This window comes from Curvibacter sp. AEP1-3, from assembly GCF_002163715.1.
GTDB lineage: Bacteria > Pseudomonadota > Gammaproteobacteria > Burkholderiales > Burkholderiaceae_C > Allorhodoferax.
Map to the genome: position 1 here is coordinate 4,350,162 of NZ_CP015698.1, position 17,239 is coordinate 4,367,400.

15 protein-coding genes and 1 other RNA gene are annotated in these 17,239 nt (G+C 59.4%); 10 read left to right on the plus strand and 6 right to left on the minus strand.

The genetic code is table 11. The features are described 5' to 3' along the window. The first annotated feature begins 35 nt into the window (after nucleotides 1-35). Entirely contained in the window at nucleotides 36-1,253 is a 1,218-nt protein-coding gene (locus AEP_RS20370; RefSeq protein ID WP_087497456.1) for a TIGR03862 family flavoprotein, read from the plus strand. A gap of 67 nt (nucleotides 1,254-1,320) precedes the next feature. On the opposite strand, the gene AEP_RS20375 is transcribed toward AEP_RS20370, so the two are convergent. After that, nucleotides 1,321-3,246: a sensor domain-containing diguanylate cyclase gene (locus AEP_RS20375; protein ID WP_087497085.1), complete on the minus strand. Its 1,926-nt coding sequence runs from the start codon at nucleotides 3,244-3,246 to the stop codon at nucleotides 1,321-1,323. Nucleotides 3,247-3,281: 35 nt separating this feature from the next. Further along, an RNA gene (gene ffs / locus AEP_RS20380) (signal recognition particle sRNA small type) lies at nucleotides 3,282-3,377 on the minus strand. Between the two features lie 40 nt (nucleotides 3,378-3,417). Between ffs and dnaX the strand changes: the two genes are divergently transcribed. The 4 genes from dnaX to AEP_RS20400 are packed head-to-tail and all read left to right on the plus strand — an operon-like array spanning nucleotide 3,418 to nucleotide 6,911. After that, the gene (gene dnaX, locus AEP_RS20385; RefSeq protein ID WP_087497086.1) at nucleotides 3,418-5,466 is read left to right on the plus strand and encodes a DNA polymerase III subunit gamma/tau; all 2,049 of its coding nucleotides are present in this window, start codon (nucleotides 3,418-3,420) and stop codon (nucleotides 5,464-5,466) included. A 46-nt stretch (nucleotides 5,467-5,512) separates the two neighbouring features. Beyond that, complete coding sequence (locus AEP_RS20390) at nucleotides 5,513-5,845, plus strand: YbaB/EbfC family nucleoid-associated protein (RefSeq protein ID WP_087497087.1); 333 nt, start codon at nucleotides 5,513-5,515, stop codon at nucleotides 5,843-5,845. Nucleotides 5,846-5,867: 22 nt separating this feature from the next. Continuing rightward, nucleotides 5,868-6,458 carry a recombination mediator RecR gene (recR, locus tag AEP_RS20395; protein ID WP_087497088.1) on the plus strand — a complete coding sequence of 197 codons (591 nt, stop codon included), beginning with the start codon at nucleotides 5,868-5,870 and terminating at the stop codon, nucleotides 6,456-6,458. Nucleotides 6,459-6,497: 39 nt separating this feature from the next. After that, the gene (locus AEP_RS20400; protein WP_087497457.1) at nucleotides 6,498-6,911 is read left to right on the plus strand and encodes an MAPEG family protein; all 414 of its coding nucleotides are present in this window, start codon (nucleotides 6,498-6,500) and stop codon (nucleotides 6,909-6,911) included. A 46-nt stretch (nucleotides 6,912-6,957) separates the two neighbouring features. Here the strand turns inward: AEP_RS20400 and AEP_RS20405 are convergent, their stop codons facing one another. Both AEP_RS20405 and gloB read right to left on the minus strand, forming a co-directional pair. Beyond that, nucleotides 6,958-8,658 carry a transglycosylase SLT domain-containing protein gene (locus AEP_RS20405; protein WP_087497089.1) on the minus strand — a complete coding sequence of 567 codons (1,701 nt, stop codon included), beginning with the start codon at nucleotides 8,656-8,658 and terminating at the stop codon, nucleotides 6,958-6,960. Beyond that, the gene (gene gloB, locus AEP_RS20410; protein ID WP_087497090.1) at nucleotides 8,655-9,425 is read right to left on the minus strand and encodes a hydroxyacylglutathione hydrolase; all 771 of its coding nucleotides are present in this window, start codon (nucleotides 9,423-9,425) and stop codon (nucleotides 8,655-8,657) included. The genes AEP_RS20405 and gloB overlap by 4 nt, the downstream gene beginning before the upstream one ends. On the opposite strand from gloB, the gene AEP_RS20415 reads away from it, so the two are divergent. Both AEP_RS20415 and rnhA read left to right on the plus strand, forming a co-directional pair. Continuing rightward, complete coding sequence (locus tag AEP_RS20415) at nucleotides 9,424-10,206, plus strand: class I SAM-dependent methyltransferase (RefSeq protein ID WP_198301872.1); 783 nt, start codon at nucleotides 9,424-9,426, stop codon at nucleotides 10,204-10,206. The two genes, gloB and AEP_RS20415, sit on opposite strands and share 2 nt — an antisense overlap. A gap of 25 nt (nucleotides 10,207-10,231) precedes the next feature. Then, on the plus strand, nucleotides 10,232-10,687 hold the full coding sequence (gene rnhA / locus AEP_RS20420) for a ribonuclease HI (RefSeq protein ID WP_087497459.1): 456 nt from the start codon (nucleotides 10,232-10,234) through the stop codon (nucleotides 10,685-10,687). An 18-nt stretch (nucleotides 10,688-10,705) separates the two neighbouring features. On the opposite strand, the gene moaA is transcribed toward rnhA, so the two are convergent. Continuing rightward, nucleotides 10,706-11,863 (minus strand): GTP 3',8-cyclase MoaA, encoded by a 1,158-nt coding sequence (gene moaA / locus AEP_RS20425; protein ID WP_087497091.1) that lies wholly within the window; start codon nucleotides 11,861-11,863, stop codon nucleotides 10,706-10,708. Between the two features lie 91 nt (nucleotides 11,864-11,954). Here moaA and AEP_RS20430 point away from each other — a divergent pair, with 91 nt between their 5' ends. Genes AEP_RS20430 through AEP_RS20440 form a run of 3 tightly spaced genes read left to right on the plus strand, consistent with a single transcriptional unit; the run spans nucleotide 11,955 to nucleotide 16,779 of the window. Then, nucleotides 11,955-13,898, plus strand: coding sequence for a TonB-dependent receptor plug domain-containing protein (locus tag AEP_RS20430; protein ID WP_087497092.1), 1,944 nt, complete (start codon nucleotides 11,955-11,957; stop codon nucleotides 13,896-13,898). 5 nt (nucleotides 13,899-13,903) lie between these two features. Next, nucleotides 13,904-14,842: an ABC transporter substrate-binding protein gene (locus AEP_RS20435; RefSeq protein ID WP_087497093.1), complete on the plus strand. Its 939-nt coding sequence runs from the start codon at nucleotides 13,904-13,906 to the stop codon at nucleotides 14,840-14,842. After that, a complete protein-coding gene (locus tag AEP_RS20440; RefSeq protein WP_087497094.1) occupies nucleotides 14,839-16,779 on the plus strand; it encodes an ATP-binding protein in 1,941 nt (646 codons plus the stop codon). Before AEP_RS20435 ends, AEP_RS20440 begins: the two co-directional genes overlap by 4 nt. Here the strand turns inward: AEP_RS20440 and AEP_RS20445 are convergent. Next, entirely contained in the window at nucleotides 16,776-17,072 is a 297-nt protein-coding gene (locus AEP_RS20445) for a response regulator transcription factor (protein WP_232460039.1), read from the minus strand. The genes AEP_RS20440 and AEP_RS20445 overlap by 4 nt on opposite strands. Nucleotides 17,073-17,239 lie beyond the last annotated feature (167 nt).

A 17,239-nucleotide genomic window follows, 5' to 3' on the forward strand; every position in this document is an offset into this window, starting at 1 on the left:
ACGTTGCCATTGTGGGCGGCGGCCCTGCCGGACTCATGGCTGCCCAAGTGCTGTGCGATGCCGGTGTGACCGTGCACCTGTTCGACGCCATGCCCTCGGTGGGCCGCAAGTTTTTGCTGGCCGGCAAGGGTGGCCTGAACCTCACCCACTCCGAAGGCGCCGACACGTTCGCCGGCCGCTACGGCGAACGGCGCAGCGCCATCGAGACCTTGCTAGCTGGGCTGGATTCCACCGCGCTGCGTGAATGGGCCCATGGCCTGGGCGTGGAAACCTTTGTGGGCAGTTCGGGCCGGGTGTTTCCCAAGGACATGAAGGCGGCGCCCTTGTTGCGCGCCTGGTTGCACCGCTTGCGCCACCCTGCAGCGGGCGGTGGGGTGCAGTTCCACATGCGCCATCGCTGGACAGGTTGGGCACAGGGCGCATCCGCCGAGCCAGACCACCAAGCGCTGATGTTCGACACGCCAACTGGCCCGGTAGTGGTGCAAGCCCGCGCCGTGGTGTTGGCGCTGGGTGGCGGCAGTTGGGCGCGCCTGGGGTCGAACGGCGCCTGGGTGCCTTTGCTGGCAGCCCGTGGCGTAGCCGTGGCACCTTTGGTGCCGGCCAATTGCGGCTTCGATGTGCAGGGCGGGTGGACGCCGTTTTTCAGCGAGAAATTTGCCGGCCAGCCTTTCAAGTCGGTAGCACTCAGCTTTACCAATTCGCAGGGCGTGGTGTTCTCGCGCAAGGGCGAGTTTGTGGCCACGCAGGACGGTGTGGAAGGCAGCCTGATTTACGCGGCATCGGCCTTGCTGCGCGACGACATCGTGCGCCAGGGAAGCGCCACCTTTCATCTGGACCTGCTGCCGGACATGCCGGCTGAGAAGGTGCTGGCCGAAGTGCGTCACCCGCGCGGCAGCCGCAGTCTCTCCAGCCACCTCAAGAGCCGCTTGCACCTGGACGGCATCAAAAGCGCCATTCTTTACGAGTGCCTGGGCAAAGAGGCGGTAAACGATCCCGACAAGCTGGCCGCAGCCATCAAGGCACTACCCGTCACGCTGCAAGCGGCACGCCCGATTGACGAGGCCATCAGCAGTGCGGGCGGGGTGTTGTTTGAGGTGCTGACGCCTCAGCTCATGCTGGAGGGGGTGCCCGGTGTGTTTTGCGCCGGCGAAATGCTGGACTGGGAAGCCCCGACCGGCGGCTACCTGCTGCAAGCCTGTTTTGCCAGCGGCAAGCAGGCGGGGCAGGGCGCGTTGGACTATCTGCGCTCTTGAACGAATCGGCTTCCAGCGCCTGTTGAAACTGCGCGGGAAGCTCCTGAATTCATAGCACTCCGGTCTTTCAGGCCGGCAACGCACTGCTGGTTAAGCCGGCGAGACGCGGCGCTGCGGCACGCACACAGTTGCGTCCACCATGCTTGGCTTCATAGAGCGCCTTGTCCGCATCCCCTACAAACTGGGACGGTGTGAACTGCATGTCCGGTATGGCGCTGGCCACACCGATGCTGGCGGTGAAGCGCAAGGTGCGACCTTCAAACACCACTTCCAGGCCGGCAATATCTGCCCGAAATTCGTCCGCCAGATCCAGGGCGTCGCCCAGAGTGCTGTTGATCAACAGCACGGCAAATTCCTCGCCACCGTAGCGGGCCAGCAGATCACCGGCGCGCTGCACTTTTTGCCGCATGTAGTCTGCCAGGGCCCTCAGGCAGGCGTCCCCTGCGGGGTGGCCGTAGGTGTCGTTGATGGCCTTGAAATGGTCAATGTCCAGCAGCAACAAGGCCAGAGGTTGCTTGAGCCGGCTCGCGCGCTTGTGCTCGGTGACCAGGGACTGGTCGAAGAAAGCGCGGTTACCGACCTGGGTCAAACTGTCGGTCATGGACAAACGCTGTAACTGATCATTGGCCAGCCGGAGTTGATCCATGGCGGCATGGAGTTCGTTGGTGCGGGCTTGGACGCGATTTTCCAGCTCGCGATTGGCATCTGCGGTCGCCTGCAGCATGGCTTGTTGCGAGGCACGTGCTTTTTTGGCGTGGGCCAGCGCCACGGCTTGGGCGTTGATGCGCAAGATGCGGTCGGTATTGATCCGGTCCGCGAGCGTGAAGGACAGAAGCACGACCAGGGACAAAATGCCGATTTGCGATGCGTTGTCTACCCAAAAATTCGCAGGCAACCAGCCGAACTTGCTCGCGGTCAACACGCTGACACCAACGAAGACCGCAGTCCAGGAGAGGCAATAGAACCGCGCAAAGCGTGCACCCAACCACCAGCGCCAATACCCGATCGACAAGGCAGCGCACGACACCACCAGAATGAAGGCTGAGGTGGCCCGGATGATCCACACATAGGGCAGCACGAAGGAGCCGAGCATTAGCCCGGCACTGACCAGTGCCATGCCCTGCATGAGCCGATGGGCAGGCGGCGAAAACCGGTACAACTTGAGGAAGTTGTCAGCAAACAGGCTGGCAGACAGACAGGCCCATGCGATGGAGAAGGGCACTGCCACGCTATTCCAGCGTATGGCTTCCGGCCAGGCGAGCGCAAAGGCATAGCCATTCAAGGTGGCCCAGAACATCAGGTAACTCGCCACGAAGCTTATGTAGTAGATGTAGTTCGCGTCCCGGGTGGAGAGGTACACAAACAGGTTGTAAACAATCATCACCAGCAGCATCCCGAACACGGCACCAGCCAGCAGGTTTTCTTTGGAGGCAGCCTCATAAAAGGCAGCAGGCTGCCAGAGTCGCAAAGGAGCTTCCACGGTGCCGGTGGAGGCGATCCGCAGTGCGACCTGATTGCGCCCGGGTTCCAGATTCAGGGGCATGACAAAGTTCTGGTGCTGCATCACCCTTTGGACAAAGGGTTGCTCGTCGCCCAGCGAATAGCGGGTGATGATGCGGCCATCCACGAAGTGGAACAAGCGCACGTCGTCCAGAAAAGGGCGGGGGAGTTCGATGAAACGCGTCACCGGCTTGCCGGTCTGGTTGTCGAGCGCGAAGCGGAACCAGTAGGCATTGTTGGTAAAGCCGAAGTTGGGGCTGGTGCGGGCTACCGGCATCCAGGGCTGGCCATCGGCCATGGCCTGGTTGACTTGCAGTTGACGGGTGTCGTCCTGCAGGTAAGCGATGCGGGCACCGATGTCGGTGTGCGCGACATTCTCGGTATTGATGGCGATAACGGGGAACGTGGCAGACGCGCTACTACCTTGGGCGCCTGCAGACCCACTCAGTACAAGACACAGGGCCAGCGCCCAACGCATGAAACCCAGAACCATAACGAAGTGGCGCACTGAGAGGGGGGAAGTTGTTAGTTGACGAGCCTGACCCCGGCACTGGCTCCACAGTTAGGGCTGCTTGGTTCCCCACCTGACCCGGTTGGCCGCTTCACCATGCGGGAAGGCCCGTCAGCGCCTATTGTACCCCTGACTAGCCCGTAGAATCCCCGCATGTCCTATCTCGTGCTCGCCCGCAAGTACCGCCCCCGCAATTTCACTGAAATGGTGGGGCAGGACCACGTGGTGCAAGCCCTGACCAACGCACTTACGACCCAGCGCCTGCACCATGCTTATTTGTTCACTGGTACGCGCGGCGTAGGCAAGACCACCGTTTCGCGCATTCTGGCCAAGTCGCTGAACTGCCAGGGCGTGGACGGGCAAGGTGGCATTACGGCGACGCCCTGTGGCGTGTGCCAGGCCTGTACCGATATTGATAGTGGCCGCTTTGTGGACTACACCGAGCTCGATGCCGCCTCCAACCGGGGCGTGGATGAAGTGCAGGCCTTGCTCGAGCAGGCCGTTTACAAGCCGGTGCAGGGGCGCTTCAAGGTTTTCATGATCGACGAGGTGCACATGCTCACCAACACCGCCTTCAACGCCATGTTGAAGACGCTGGAAGAGCCACCCGAGTACCTGAAATTTGTGCTCGCCACCACCGACCCGCAGAAGGTGCCGGTTACCGTGCTTTCGCGCTGTCTTCAGTTCAACCTGCGACCCATGGCGCCGGAAACCATCCGCGAGCACCTGACCAAAGTGCTGGACGTGGAGCAGGTAAGCGCCGAAGCCCAAGCCCTGCGTTTGTTGGCACGTGCCGCACGCGGCTCCATGCGCGATGCACTGAGCCTGACCGACCAGGCGATTGCTTTCGGTTCCGGCCAGTTGCAAGAGGCCACCGTGCGTCAAATGTTGGGCAGTGTGGATCGCTCGTATGTATTCCGGCTGATTGAGGCGCTTGCTGCTGGCGATGGCAAAACGGTGGTCGATACCGCTGAGGCCTTGCGCCTCAATGGCTTGAGCGCTGCCTCCACGCTGGAAGAAATGTCCACCGTGCTGCAGCGCATGGCCGTGGCGCAAGCGCTAGGGCAGGGCGCATTGGATGAGGGTGACCCCGAGGCGGTGGATACCGCCCGCCTGGCTGCTGCCATGCCTGCTGATGAAACCCAGTTGCTGTACAGCATCTGCCTGCATGGCCGCGCAGACCTGGGCTTGGCGCCGGATGAATATGCGGCACTTACCATGGTGTTGCTGCGCCTATTGGCATTCAAGCCCTCGGCTGAAAAAAAAACTCTAGCGATTCCTGAACGACAGCGTGTCGCGGCACCTGTTGAGGGTTCCGCCGCTTCCTCGAGCCTGGTTGCGCAGGGTTCTCCTGCATCAGGTACGCCCGCAACGCCCTCTTTCCCCGCGGAATCGGCATATTCCGCGCCTGCAAAATCAGCCAATCAGCCTGTTGCGCCTGCGGCACCCAAAGCGGTTCAACCCTGGGAAGACACCCCGATGGCTCCACCTGCGAGCGCGCCTCCCGCCCCTGCAGCTGCCGCACCGCAAAACTTCCCGCCCGTGGTGCCACCAGGCCAGGTCTTGGCGGTGCGCGAAAGCGGTCCGGTGCATGTGCCTGAAGGTGCGGAGGAAGATGACGTCATCGTGGCGGATGACCCGGTAGACGATGCGTTTGAGGCGCCCTGGGTCGACGACATAGATGAAGACTACGAATCCAATGTGCCGCTGGCGCCCATCGCTTCTGCGCCATCAGCTACCAAAATCGTAGCAATTCCGGTGCAGGAGTTGCAGGAAAGTGCCCTCGATGAACCCTTGTCGGCCACCGGCTTTGAGCCCACCGAGGAAGGTGACTTCTGGCACCAGACGGTCTCGCAGCTGATTGAGACGGAAGCCATTACGGCCATGGTGCGCGTGCTGGCCTTGCAGTCTCAACTGATCGCGCGGGATACCGACCAGTGGCTGCTGCGTCTGGAGCGCGAATCCCTGAATCAGCCCAGCACCCGCGAACGCCTAACCAATGCCTTGCATGCTGCAGGGTATCCGGTGCAGCTTGCTATCGAAGTCGGGCGGGTGATCGACAGCCCGGCACGACGCAACGCCGCCGCTTCGGCAGAAAAACAGCAGGCTGCGGAGCGGATAATTCTGGAAGCCCCTTTTGTTCAAGCCATGATGCGGGACTTCGGCGCGAAAATCGTGCCCGGATCCATCAAGCCCCTGTGACGGGCGATCACCTTTTTCTTTTCTCTCACCTCTCTTAAGGAAGACCATGTTCAACAAAGGACAACTCGCGGGCCTCATGAAACAAGCCCAGGCCATGCAGGACAACATGAAGAAAGCCCAGGACGAGTTGGGCAACATCGAAGTCACCGGTGAGTCCGGTGCCGGTCTGGTCAAGGTCACCATGACCTGCAAGCACGATGTCAAGCGCGTAGCCATCGACCCCAGCCTGCTGGCAGATGACAAAGACATGCTCGAAGACCTGGTGGCAGCAGCCTTCAACGCCGCAGTGCGCAAAGCGGAAGAAACATCGGCTGAAAAAATGGGCAAGATCACCGCTGGCATGCCGGGTCTGCCCGGTGGCATGAAGTTCCCGTTCTGAACACGGCCCACAGCCATTTGCCATGTCTGACACCAACGCGCTCGACACGCTGATCCAGGCCCTGCGGGGCCTGCCGGGCGTGGGTGTCAAGTCGGCACAGCGCATGGCATTTCATTTGCTGCAGCACGACCGGCCTGCGGCGCAGTTTCTGTCCCGCGCGCTCCAGCAGGCGGCAGACACTGTGCACCACTGTGAGCGTTGCCACACATTTACGCAGGATGCGGTGTGCTCCACCTGCCTGGATGAGCGGCGTGATCGCACCCAGCTCTGCGTGGTGGAAACACCGGCCGACCAGAGTGCCATGGAGCGCACCGGGGCCTACAAGGGCTTGTACTTTGTGCTGATGGGCAAACTCAGCCCCTTGGACGGGGTGGGGCCGAACGACCTTGGCTTCAAGAAGCTCTTTGACCGCGCGTGTGATGGTGTGGTGCAAGAAGTCATTTTGGCGACCAACTTCACAGCCGAGGGTGAGGCCACGGCGTATGTCATTGCCGAAGGACTCAAGGCACGGGGCTTGCGTCCGACCCGACTGGCGCGTGGCGTGCCGGTGGGCAGTGAGCTGGAGTATGTGGACCTTGGCACCATTGCCCATGCGCTGGTCGACCGCCGTTAGGTGTTTTCTGATTACTTTTTACTGAAAGACAGTTTGTTCATGCAATACGCCCACTTCACCGTCGCTTATTGGTGTGTCCTGATTGCGGCGATATTGCCGATCGTGTGTGCCGGTATTGCCAAGTCCGGCCGCATTGGCGTGCCGCGCAAACAAGGGGGTTACGACAATGTGAATCCCCGCGAATGGCTGGCCCGTCAGACGGACTGGCGTGCCCGCGCCAATGGTGCACAGGCCAACAGCTTTGAAGCCCTGCCTTTCTTCATCGGGGCGGTGATCATTGCGCACCAGCTGGGCGCCCCACAAGCGCGCCTGGACGTGCTGGCATTCCTGTTCATTGTCCTGCGCCTGCTGTACATCATGATGTATGTCTCCGGCATGGCCAACGTCCGCTCAGCGGTTTGGTTTGCAGGTTTTCTGGCAAACGTGGCCATTTTGTTGGTGGGCTACCGTTAACCGGCACTGATGGCAAAATAAAAAAAGGGCGCTGTGCGCCCTTTTTTTATTTCTCTTTCTTTTTACTCTCTTTGGAGTGCTTCTCCGTTTTTCCGGAGGCCGCGGATTTACTGCCGGATTTGCTCGTTTTGCCTTCGGCTTTGGTGCCGCCGGATTTGCTTTTGGCCTGACTGTCCTTTGAAACTTTGCCTTTGGGCGTGCTGGCAGACTTGGCTGTCCCGCCAGCCTTCGGGCTTGAGGATGCTGCGACTTTGGCGTGTGCCGGGAGAAAAAGCACTACGCTCTGCCCGGGCTTGAATCCGGCAGAGGTGCTGACTTTGTTCCACTCCGCCACGTTGGCGGCCGTAGTCTTGTATTTGCGGGCGATGCTGGCGACCGTCTCGCCACGTCCAGCTTTCACCGTGCTGCGCTTGAGCACCACTTCAGGTGCCAAGGAGAGCTGGCTGTTGTCTGCCACTTTCTCGGTAACGTCCGGCATGTGGTTACTGCGGGGAACCAACAATGTCGAACCAGCCCGCACAACCACGCGAGGAGGGATGTTGTTCATGCTGCGCAAGTCCGCTTCGCTCATCCCTACCTTTTTTGCGACCTCTGCCGGTCGCATGGTGGTAGGTACCACCCATGCCGTCCAGCTGGCCAAACGACCGCTATAGCTCTCGAGGTTGGACTGGAATACCTCTGCGTTGTCCCAAGGCAACAAAATTTGCGGCGTGCCGGCGGCCAGGATCACGGGCCGGTTGAGGGACGGATTCAGCGCCTTGAAATCGTCCAAGCCCACTTCGGCCAGTTTGGCGGCCAGAGCCACGTCTATATCGCGCCGGATCGTGACGCTTTGGAAGTAGGGGTGGTTTTCAATCAGCGGCAGCTTCGAGCTGTACTTGCCCGGGTTGGACACGATGTTTTTCACGGCTTGCAGCTTGGGCACGTAAAAACGCGTCTCCATCGGCATGTTCAAGTCGTTGTAGCTGGTGGGGAGTCCCGCCTTGGTGTTCTTGGCAATTGCGCGAGACACACTTCCCTCGCCCCAGTTGTAAGCCGCGAGTGCGAGATGCCAGTCTCCAAACATTCTGTAAAGCTTTTGCAGGTAGTCGAGGGCCGCTCGCGTGGAGGCCAGCACATCGCGTCGATCGTCCCTGAATGTGTTTTGTTTGAGTTCGAAATACTTGCCGGTAGCAGGCATGAACTGCCACATGCCCGCTGCTTTGGCACTGGAAACTGCCTGCGGGTTGAACGCACTTTCAATGAAGGGCAGCAGGGCCAGTTCGGTGGGCATGTTGCGTACCTCCAGCTCCTCAACAATGTGGAACAGGTACTTTTTGGACCGCTCGGTCATCCGGAAAATGTAGTCCGGGCGAGAGGAATACCACTGTTCGCGGTCCCGTACCAGGTCGTTTTCCAAATCATTCATGGCGTAACCACGCCGTATGCGCTCCCACAAATCAGCAGGTGGCGCAATGGCCGCCACATTGCGGGAGCCCTGGGCCATTTCAATGGCGGTCAGTGGTACGGATTCCCCGCGCGCTGTGGTGGCTGACGGTGGCACAGGTTTGGGCCGCGCTATTTCACGGCTTGGGCGCAGGTTCAAACTGTCGGCGTCGGTGACCGCAGGCTTGGCAGCCGTAGCGTTGGGGCTGGTGGTGGCGACTCCGGGCGGTGTGTTCTCTGCCGGCATCGGGGAATTCATGGTCCCCGCACAGCCGGTCAACAGCACCAGCAGACCTGCGGTGGCAATGTGAAATAGATTCATTGAAAGGTGTTTTTCCATTGGCGCAGGGTGGCAAACACGCCTGCGGCTGCAACACCTGCCGCATCGTGCGACTGAACTGCGTCAGCCACACTGCTCAGGTGAGTGCGTAAAAAAGGATTGATATTGCGCTCCAACAACATGTTGGAGGGAAGGGTTGGTGTGCCAGTAGCGCGCAGGGAGCGGCAATGCATGTCGTAATCCGCCAGCGCTTGATTGCTGGGTTCCACGGCGAGTGCGAATTTCAAATTGCTCAGGGTGTATTCGTGGGTGCAGCACACGCGGGTGTCGTCCGGAAGGCTCGACAATTTGTGGAGAGAGTCCAACATCTGGGCAGGTGTTCCCTCAAAAAGCCGTCCGCACCCCGCACTGAACAGGGTGTCTCCACAAAACAGCAGGGGTTTGGCGGCTGCTGGCGCTGCATAAAAAGCGATATGTCCTGCAGTGTGTCCGGGCACATCGATCACAGTGAAATCCCAGCCCAAGGCATGTGCCCGATCGCCCTCCATCAAGCGAGTGATCGGCTCTGGCATTTTTTCATGAGCCGGACCATACACCGACGCTCCAGTGGATTCGCGCAAAATTGGCACGCCCCCTGTGTGATCGCCATGGTGGTGCGTGACTAAAATGGTGTGCAGTGTCAGGGACTCGCGTTCCAGGGCTTCAAGCACCGGTTGCGCCTCCCCGGGATCGACCACCAGAGCTTCTTGCCCGTTGTGCAACATCCATATGTAGTTGTCAGTCAATGCGGGCAGTGGTAGTAACGTCATGAGCGACCAAATTATAGGTTTGCAGGAATGGTTCCAATCCCCCGCAGGTGCTTACCTGCTGGAATGGGAGCAGGCCCAACTGGATGAAGCGGTAGCCGACCTGTTCGGCTACCACGCTCTTCAGTTGGGGGTGCCTGAACTGCAGGCCCTGCGCACCAATCGCATGCCGCACCGGTGGTTCACCATTCAGGAGCCCGCAGAGCAGGCCGGCAAGCAATGTGCTGTCGTGGATTTCTACACGGACTTTACCGCCTTGCCTTTCCCTGCGAACAGCATGGACTTGCTGGTGCTGCCCCATGCGTTGGAATTCAGCCCCGATCCGCATGCGGCGCTGCGCGAGGTTGAGCGGGTGTTGGTACCCGAGGGCAAGGTAGTGATCTGCGGATTGAACCCCGCCAGTTTATGGGGTTGGCGACAACGGCGCAGCCGCTGGTACCAGCGCTTGGGGTGGGGGCGGGTGTTCTTGCCGGGCTGGGGCGACCTGATTGGCTATTGGCGGTTGAGGGATTGGCTGCGATTACTGAGCTTTGAGGTGGAAGCCGGGCGCTTCGGTTGCTACCGGCCTGCCGTTGACTCCCCGGAATGGCTGCGCCGCTTTTCGTGGCTGGACCGGATAGGGGGGCGGTGGTGGCCCATTTTTGGCGCAGCATATTTTGTGGTCGCCACCAAGCGGGTCCGAGGCATGCGATTGCTTGGCGGTGCCTGGAAAGCAGCAGCTAAACGCAGCACAGCCGCAGTGCCTGTGACTCAACAGACTCAGAAGACCCGGAACGAAAACTAAATAAGGACAGTGTGTGACAGAAGTGTTGACAAAAGTGGTGGTGTACACCGACGGTGCTTGCAAAGGTAACCCCGGACCCGGTGGATGGGGCGTGTTGTTGCGCTCTGCCGATGGCACAGAAAAAGAGCTATTCGGAGGCGAACTGGGGACCACCAACAACCGGATGGAAATGATGGCGGTAATAGAGGCCTTGTCTGCATTGAAACGGCCTTGCCAGATCACCTTGCACATAGACAGCCAGTACGTGCTCAAAGGTATTACTGAGTGGCTGCAAGGATGGAAGGCCAAAGGCTGGAAGACTGCCTCCAAGCAGCCTGTCAAAAATGTGGACTTGTGGCAGCGTCTCGACGCCTTGGTCAGCGGTGCCGGCCACACCATCGATTGGCGCTGGGTGAAAGGTCATGCGGGTGACCCCGGCAATGAACGGGCCGACGGGTTGGCTAATCGCGGCGTGGAGTTGGCATTGCGTCAACGCGCCTGAGTGCAGACCAGCGGCACATCACCCGCCGATGTAGCTCATTTCCACCCGCTTCGGGCCGGCGATGTTGTCGATTGAGCCGGATCCCCGCAAAGCGGAATAACGGTCCGAGCGGGCCCCCCAGATGCTGGCGATGGCCTCTTGAAGTTGCTCGGGTGACGCACCGCTGCGTACCAAAGACCGGAGGTCGTGTCCCCGGCCTGCAAACAGGCACAAATAAAGCTGCCCCTCAGTGGATAGCCGCGCCCGATTGCAGTCGCCACAAAATGCCTGCGTCACACTGCTGATCAGTCCGATTTCACCCGCTGAACGGTCATGCATGCCGTTGGTATCTGCATAGCCCCAACGTTGGGCGGTTTCTCCGGGCTGGGAGCTTGGCAGAGGTATCAGCGGCAGGTGATCGCGCAGTCGTTGCAGCACGTCCTGAGATGGCAGCACTTCATCCATACGCCAGCCGTTGGTCGCCCCGACATCCATGTATTCGATGTAGCGCAAGGCCACACCACTGCCACGGAAATGGCGTGCCATGGGCAAGATTTCCTGCTCATTGGTGCCGCGTTTGACCACCATGTTGACTTTGATGGGCCCCAGCCCTGCGGAGTGGGCAGCTTCGATGCCGTTCAACACATCGGCGACCGGGAAGTCCACATCATTCATGGCTTTGAAAATGCGGTCATCCAGTCCATCGAGACTGACCGTGACCCGTTGCAAACCCGCATCTTTGAGAGAGCGGGCTTTCTTTGCCAAAAGGGATCCGTTGGTCGTAAGGGTCAGGTCCAGGGCATGGCCCTCAGGCGTTGTGATGGCCGCGAGCTGCTCGATCAAGGTCTCGATGTTCTTGCGCAGAAGGGGTTCACCACCGGTCAGACGGATTTTTTGTACGCCCAGCGCGACAAACTGCTTTGCCAAGGTCGTGATTTCCTCAAAGCTTAGCAGGGCGCTGTGCGGAAGATAGGGGTAGTCCTTATGGAACACCTCTTTGGGCATGCAGTAGCTGCAGCGGAAGTTGCAGCGGTCCGTGACGCTGATACGCAAATCGCGCAGGGGGCGCCCCAATGTGTCACTGATTGAACCGAGCATTCCGGGGTGGGGCATGCCGGTGGCCGCTGAGGCGGGTACAGGAATGCCTGATGAGCGTTCATCGATCAAAGGAAAAACACGTGGATTGCGGCTGGCCATGCAGATTTATCAATGTTGTGTGCTGTGAGGCCCGCAGACAGGGCAAAATCAGCTTGCAAAATAATAGCAATCGTCGTTGGGTTGAACTCCCATGAAACAATTACCGTTCGCCATATTACTGACATTGCTATCTCCCTGGGTTGCGGCCCAGCAGGCGGAGCCTGCTTCGCTCTCAGAGAAAGACTTTCTGGACGAAATGCCGGTTGTTCTGTCGGTGTCCCGGCTTGCGCAGTCTGTCGATGAGGCTCCCGGTGCTGTTACGGTGCTGGACCGTGCGTTCATCCGGATGACCGGGGCACGCGATGTCGCGGACTTGCTCCGATTGGTGCCTGGCTTTCAGACCACCACATCCTTCGAGACGGATGCACCCATGGCGAGCTACCACGGCCGCAATGATGATTGGGCCAACCGAATTCAAGTGCTGGTAGACGGGCGTTCGGTGTATTCCGGCCACCTTCAAGGGTCGGCAGGACTGGGTCTCCAAACGCTTGCCATTGACGATATCGAGCGCATTGAAGTGCTGCGGGGTTCCAATTCGGCTTCTTACGGAGCGCGGGCGTTCCTCGGTGTGATCAATATCGTGTCCAGAGATGTGCGCGAAACGTCCGGTGGCCGGGGCAGGCTCACTGGCGGAGATGGCGGCGTCGCCGACGCCTATGCTGGGCTGGGCTGGGGAGATCAGGACAACGCATATCGCCTGAGCATAGACAGTCGTGGCGATATGGGCTTGCGCGGGGCCTACGGGGTGAATCGGGTCTCGCGATTGAACTTCTCGGGTGCCATCAGTCTGGCTCCTGCGTCCTCATTGGAAATTCGGGCCGGCAGTTTGGGAATTGATGCAGGACGGGGTGAGGCAACGTCTCCCGGAAATGTGTCACGTAGCCGATTCCTGGGCTCGCAGTTCGTTCAAGCAGACCTGCAACTCCCTTTGGCTGCGGACCAGGACCTGCAAGTCAGTTTTTCACAAACGGAAAATACCCATAGAGACCGTTTCCCCTATTACGACAGCCAGGCACCTGCCAGTTACCAAGGTGTGCCCGTGGACTTCAGCGCTTTTGAAGTCAACCAGGCGATGACGCTGCAACACACCGCCCGATGGAACCCGTCTTTGCGCACGGTGTGGGGCCTGGAGTTGCGCAAAGAAGTGATTGACTCGCCATCCAGCTTCGATACGCGTGGATCCGTGACCAGCAATTTCCAGCGACTGTTTGGAAATGCAGAGTGGCGTATCCAGCCGACCTTGTTGCTCAATAGTGGTGTCATGCTGGAGCAAAGTGAGTTGGGCGGGGGCTCTGCATCGCCAAGGATCATGTTGAATTGGCATGTGATCCCGGGTCACACCTTGCGCGCGGGGGTCTCGACAGCCTTTCGTCCCCCTAGCGCCTATGAGAAGTATGCGGCCGTGCGTTACTACGACGCGAGCCACACGCTTCTGCAAACCACCGTGTTAAGCAGCGGAAACCTGGTGCCCGAGAAGATTGCGACCCGGGAGTTGGGCTACAACTTGAGCGTGCCCGCTTATGGCCTCGCGGGTGATGTGAGGCTGTTCGACGAGCGGATATCCGATGGCATTGAACGACCCGCCAAAGCCAATGACTCTGATCCGGACGACTACCTCAATATTGATAACTACCGCATTTCGGGCGCTGAACACCAGCTCCAATGGCGGCCTAGTTCCTCTGCACTGGTGTTCTTTACCCAGACGTGGACCAACGTAGAGGGGGCTGAGCGCTTCCGCGTGACACACAGCGCAGCCCGCTATGCCATGTCGATCAGCGGCCAGCTCACAACTTCGGGCGGGTACGTCTGGTCGGCGATGCACGCGCAGTCTGAAGATATAGCGCTGATGTCAGACAAAAAGAAACTTTACAGCGTCGCCCGCACGGATGTGCGTGTTTCCAAACCCTTTCTGCTCGGGCGCCACAAGGCGGAGGTTTCGCTGACACTCCAAAACCTGGACAAACCTTATCGTGATGGCGATTGGAAATTCATGTTTGACCGCCGCGCGTTTGTCACTTTGCAGGTAGAGCAATAGTGCCCATGCGCCGCATACTTCTGCAAATCATGTACACGCTGCTCGCGTGTTGCATGGGCGTGGGGTTTGCGGGCGCCACAGAGTTGGTCGTAGTTAGCGGTGACAGAAGTCCGGGCTACTCGGAGGCAGCGCAGACCATTGCAGCAGACTGGTTGCGACCTGGCGTTGATAAATCGGAAGCTCAGATTTTGTTTCTGACAGATGCGTCCGCTCTTGATGCACCTTCGCTGTCCGCCGCCAAAATCATTGTCACATTGGGTAGCGAGGCACTCCAGAAGGTACTCGCCAAGGATCTTCGTGTTCCTGTGATTGCGGCCTTGATTCCAAAGGCGGGGTTTGAGCGGATTGTCAGGGAACAAGCCAAAAGGCCATCCACGCCTGTGGTTGCGTTGTATCTGGAACAACCGTTCCCGCGTCAGGTCGAGTTGCTGAAACTGGCACTGCCGGATGCGAAAAAGGTGGGTGTGTTGTGGGGTGCGGAGTCCGGCATGCAAGCGGGCAGTTTGCTCGCCGGCCTTCAAGCGCGTGGAATGGAACTGGTGAGCGGCTACGTGGGCGGTACCAACAATCTTTTTTCAGGTCTGAAAGCAGTGTTGGACGACACGGATGTGTTGTTGGCCGTGCCAGATCCGCAGGTCTACAACGGTTCAAGCATTTCGAATGTGTTGCTGGCCACCTACCGTGCCCGGGTCCCCGTCGTGGCCTTCTCACCCGCTTACGTCAGAGCGGGGGCGCTGCTCTCTTTGCACAGCACGCCCAAGCAGATCGGTCAGCAAGCTGTACAGATGGCCCGCGCGCTTCAGCTGGGTAGTGGTGCTGTCAGTTCTCAATACCCCTCGGACTACACCATTGTGCTCAATGACCATGTGGCGCGCTCGCTGGGTTTGAATCTGGATGAGCAATCGCTCACAGAGCGTCTGCGTCGGTGGGAGAAGCGACCATGACCTTCCGAGGTATCCGGTTCCGCATGCTTCTGGCCGCACTCGCGCCGGTGTTTCTGGTCGTGGTGTCGTTGATGGCGGTGTTCTGGTCTACGCGGGTCTCCGATCTGGATGAAGCCCACATCATGCGTGCCAAACTGATTGCTCACCAGATTGCCATGTCCAGCGAGTACGGGCTGTTTTCCGGCAACGTGGCAAGCCTGCAGGCGATTTCGGCAGGCTTGCAGAACGAGGCGGATGTGCGTTCCATTGCCATTTTTGACGCCAATGGACAGCTTTTGGCCAAAACCGGAAAGAGCCGGTATGGCGAGCTGTCAGAAGCAGTAGGGGCGAATTACATCGCCCTGCAAAAAACACTGGGTGTAGACGTGATTTGGGAGAGTGTCTCCAGCAGCAATGTCTCGCTGGACGACTTTTTCAGCCCCAGAACGGCAGCCCGTGGGAGCTCCGTTCTCGGGTACGTGGTTCTTGAAGTGTCGCGCGAGCGTTTGGATACCCGCGGTCGGGAAACGCTGCTCGTAGCAGTGGTCATCGGGATGGCGGGTCTGCTTCTGGGAGGTTTGTTGGCCTTGCGACTGGGCGAAGGGGTGATCGGGCCGGTGATGCGGGTATCCCGCACGATCGAACGTATTGGCGAGGGCGACTTGTCTCCAAGTTCAGAAGCCTTGCCATCGGACCCATTGTTTGACCTGCAGACCCGGCTGAACCAGATGGCGCAGCGCTTGGCGTGGGGGCGTGAGGAGTTGGAGTACCGGGTAGAGGCAGCAACCCGGGAACTGCGCCTGAAGAAAGAAGAGGCGGAAACTGCCACTTTAGCCAAGTCCCGTTTTCTTGCCGCTGCCAGCCACGATTTGCGGCAACCTACGCACGCATTGGGCATGTTTGTGGCGCGCTTGGGCCAGTTGCGTCTGGATGCGGAAACCCGTCAGGTGGTGGGTAGCCTGGAGGCCTCTGTTCAATCCATGCAGGACTTGTTGGACGGGCTGCTGGATGTCTCCCGTCTGGACGCTGGAGCTGTGCAGGTGCAACGGGTCGCAGCACCGGTGGAGGACATTCTTCAAGGGCTTCGCAAGGCCTTGCTTCCATTGGCCGAAGGCAAGGGTTTGCGCCTGAGGGTTCGGGCCTCCGGCGAGTGGTTTTTGAGTGACCCTGTGCTCTTGCAGCGCATGCTCATGAATCTTGCCAACAATGCTATCCGCTACACAGAACGGGGTACCGTTTTGATTACCTGTCGTGTGATCGAGGGCGGAGCCCAACTGCGTTTCGATGTGTCAGACAGTGGCATTGGCATTTCGCCCGAGCACCAGCGTGAAATCTTCCGTGAGTTTTATCAGGTGGGGAACTCTGGGCGGGACCGCACGCAAGGGCTTGGCTTGGGGCTGAACATCGTGGAACGGACTGCCAAGCTGTTAGGCCATACCGTGTCCTTGCGGTCCGATCTCGGCTGTGGCACCCGCTTCTCCATTCGCGTTCCGCGCGCCTTGCCACGTGCAATTCCGGTGACGTCCAACCCTTTGTCGGAGCCAGCAGGTTTCGGCGAATTGGAAGGGATGCGCATCCTGATCGTGGAAGATGATGGCTTTGCGCTGGAGGCATTGCAGGAGCTTCTGCGCTCCTGGGGCTGTGTGGTGAATGCGGCGGCCGGTGTACAGCAGGCTCTGGATTTTGTGAATGCTTACCCCGCGCCAGATCTTGTTCTCACGGATTTCCGTCTCGGTGAAGACCGCAACGGCATGGATGTCATCGCCATGGTCAGGTCTCATGCCCGGCGGGATATACCAGCCTGCCTGATGAGTGGTGACACGGATGCGGAGCTGATTCAATCTGCCAAAGCCGCCGGCTTGACGCTTTTGCACAAGCCTGTGAGGCCCGCAAAATTACGTAGCCTCTTGCGGCGCCTGGCGATTAACAGCGCCCCGGAAATTCAGGAAAAATCCTAGGCGGCGGTAGCGGGGCGGTAGCCGCTGCGGGCGGCGGCCACTACAGCCTGTGTGCGGTTTTGTACGTCAAAGTGGCGCAAGATGGCTGCCACATGGGTCTTCACCGTTTCTTCCGACACGTTGAGCGTGGTGCCTATTTCCTTGTTGGAACGTCCATCGAGCAATTCACGGAGGACCAATTCCTGGCGCTGGGTCAACGGGGCCTTGTCGGTTGCCGCTTCCAGGGCTCCGAAATCGGAGCGTCCTTCCAGCTCACGGGGTGAGTACACATCACCATTGAGCACCAGTCGCACCGCATGCAAGAGCTCATCACTCAGGGTGGATTTCGTGACAAGTAGCGCGACGTTTGGTTTGATCCGGGCAGACGTTTGATTTGATCCAGCATGTTCAACCTCTTCAGACGCATCTTTGAACCAGCATTAAATTGGCATCAAAGCACCTTTGAAGTTAAAAAGAAAAC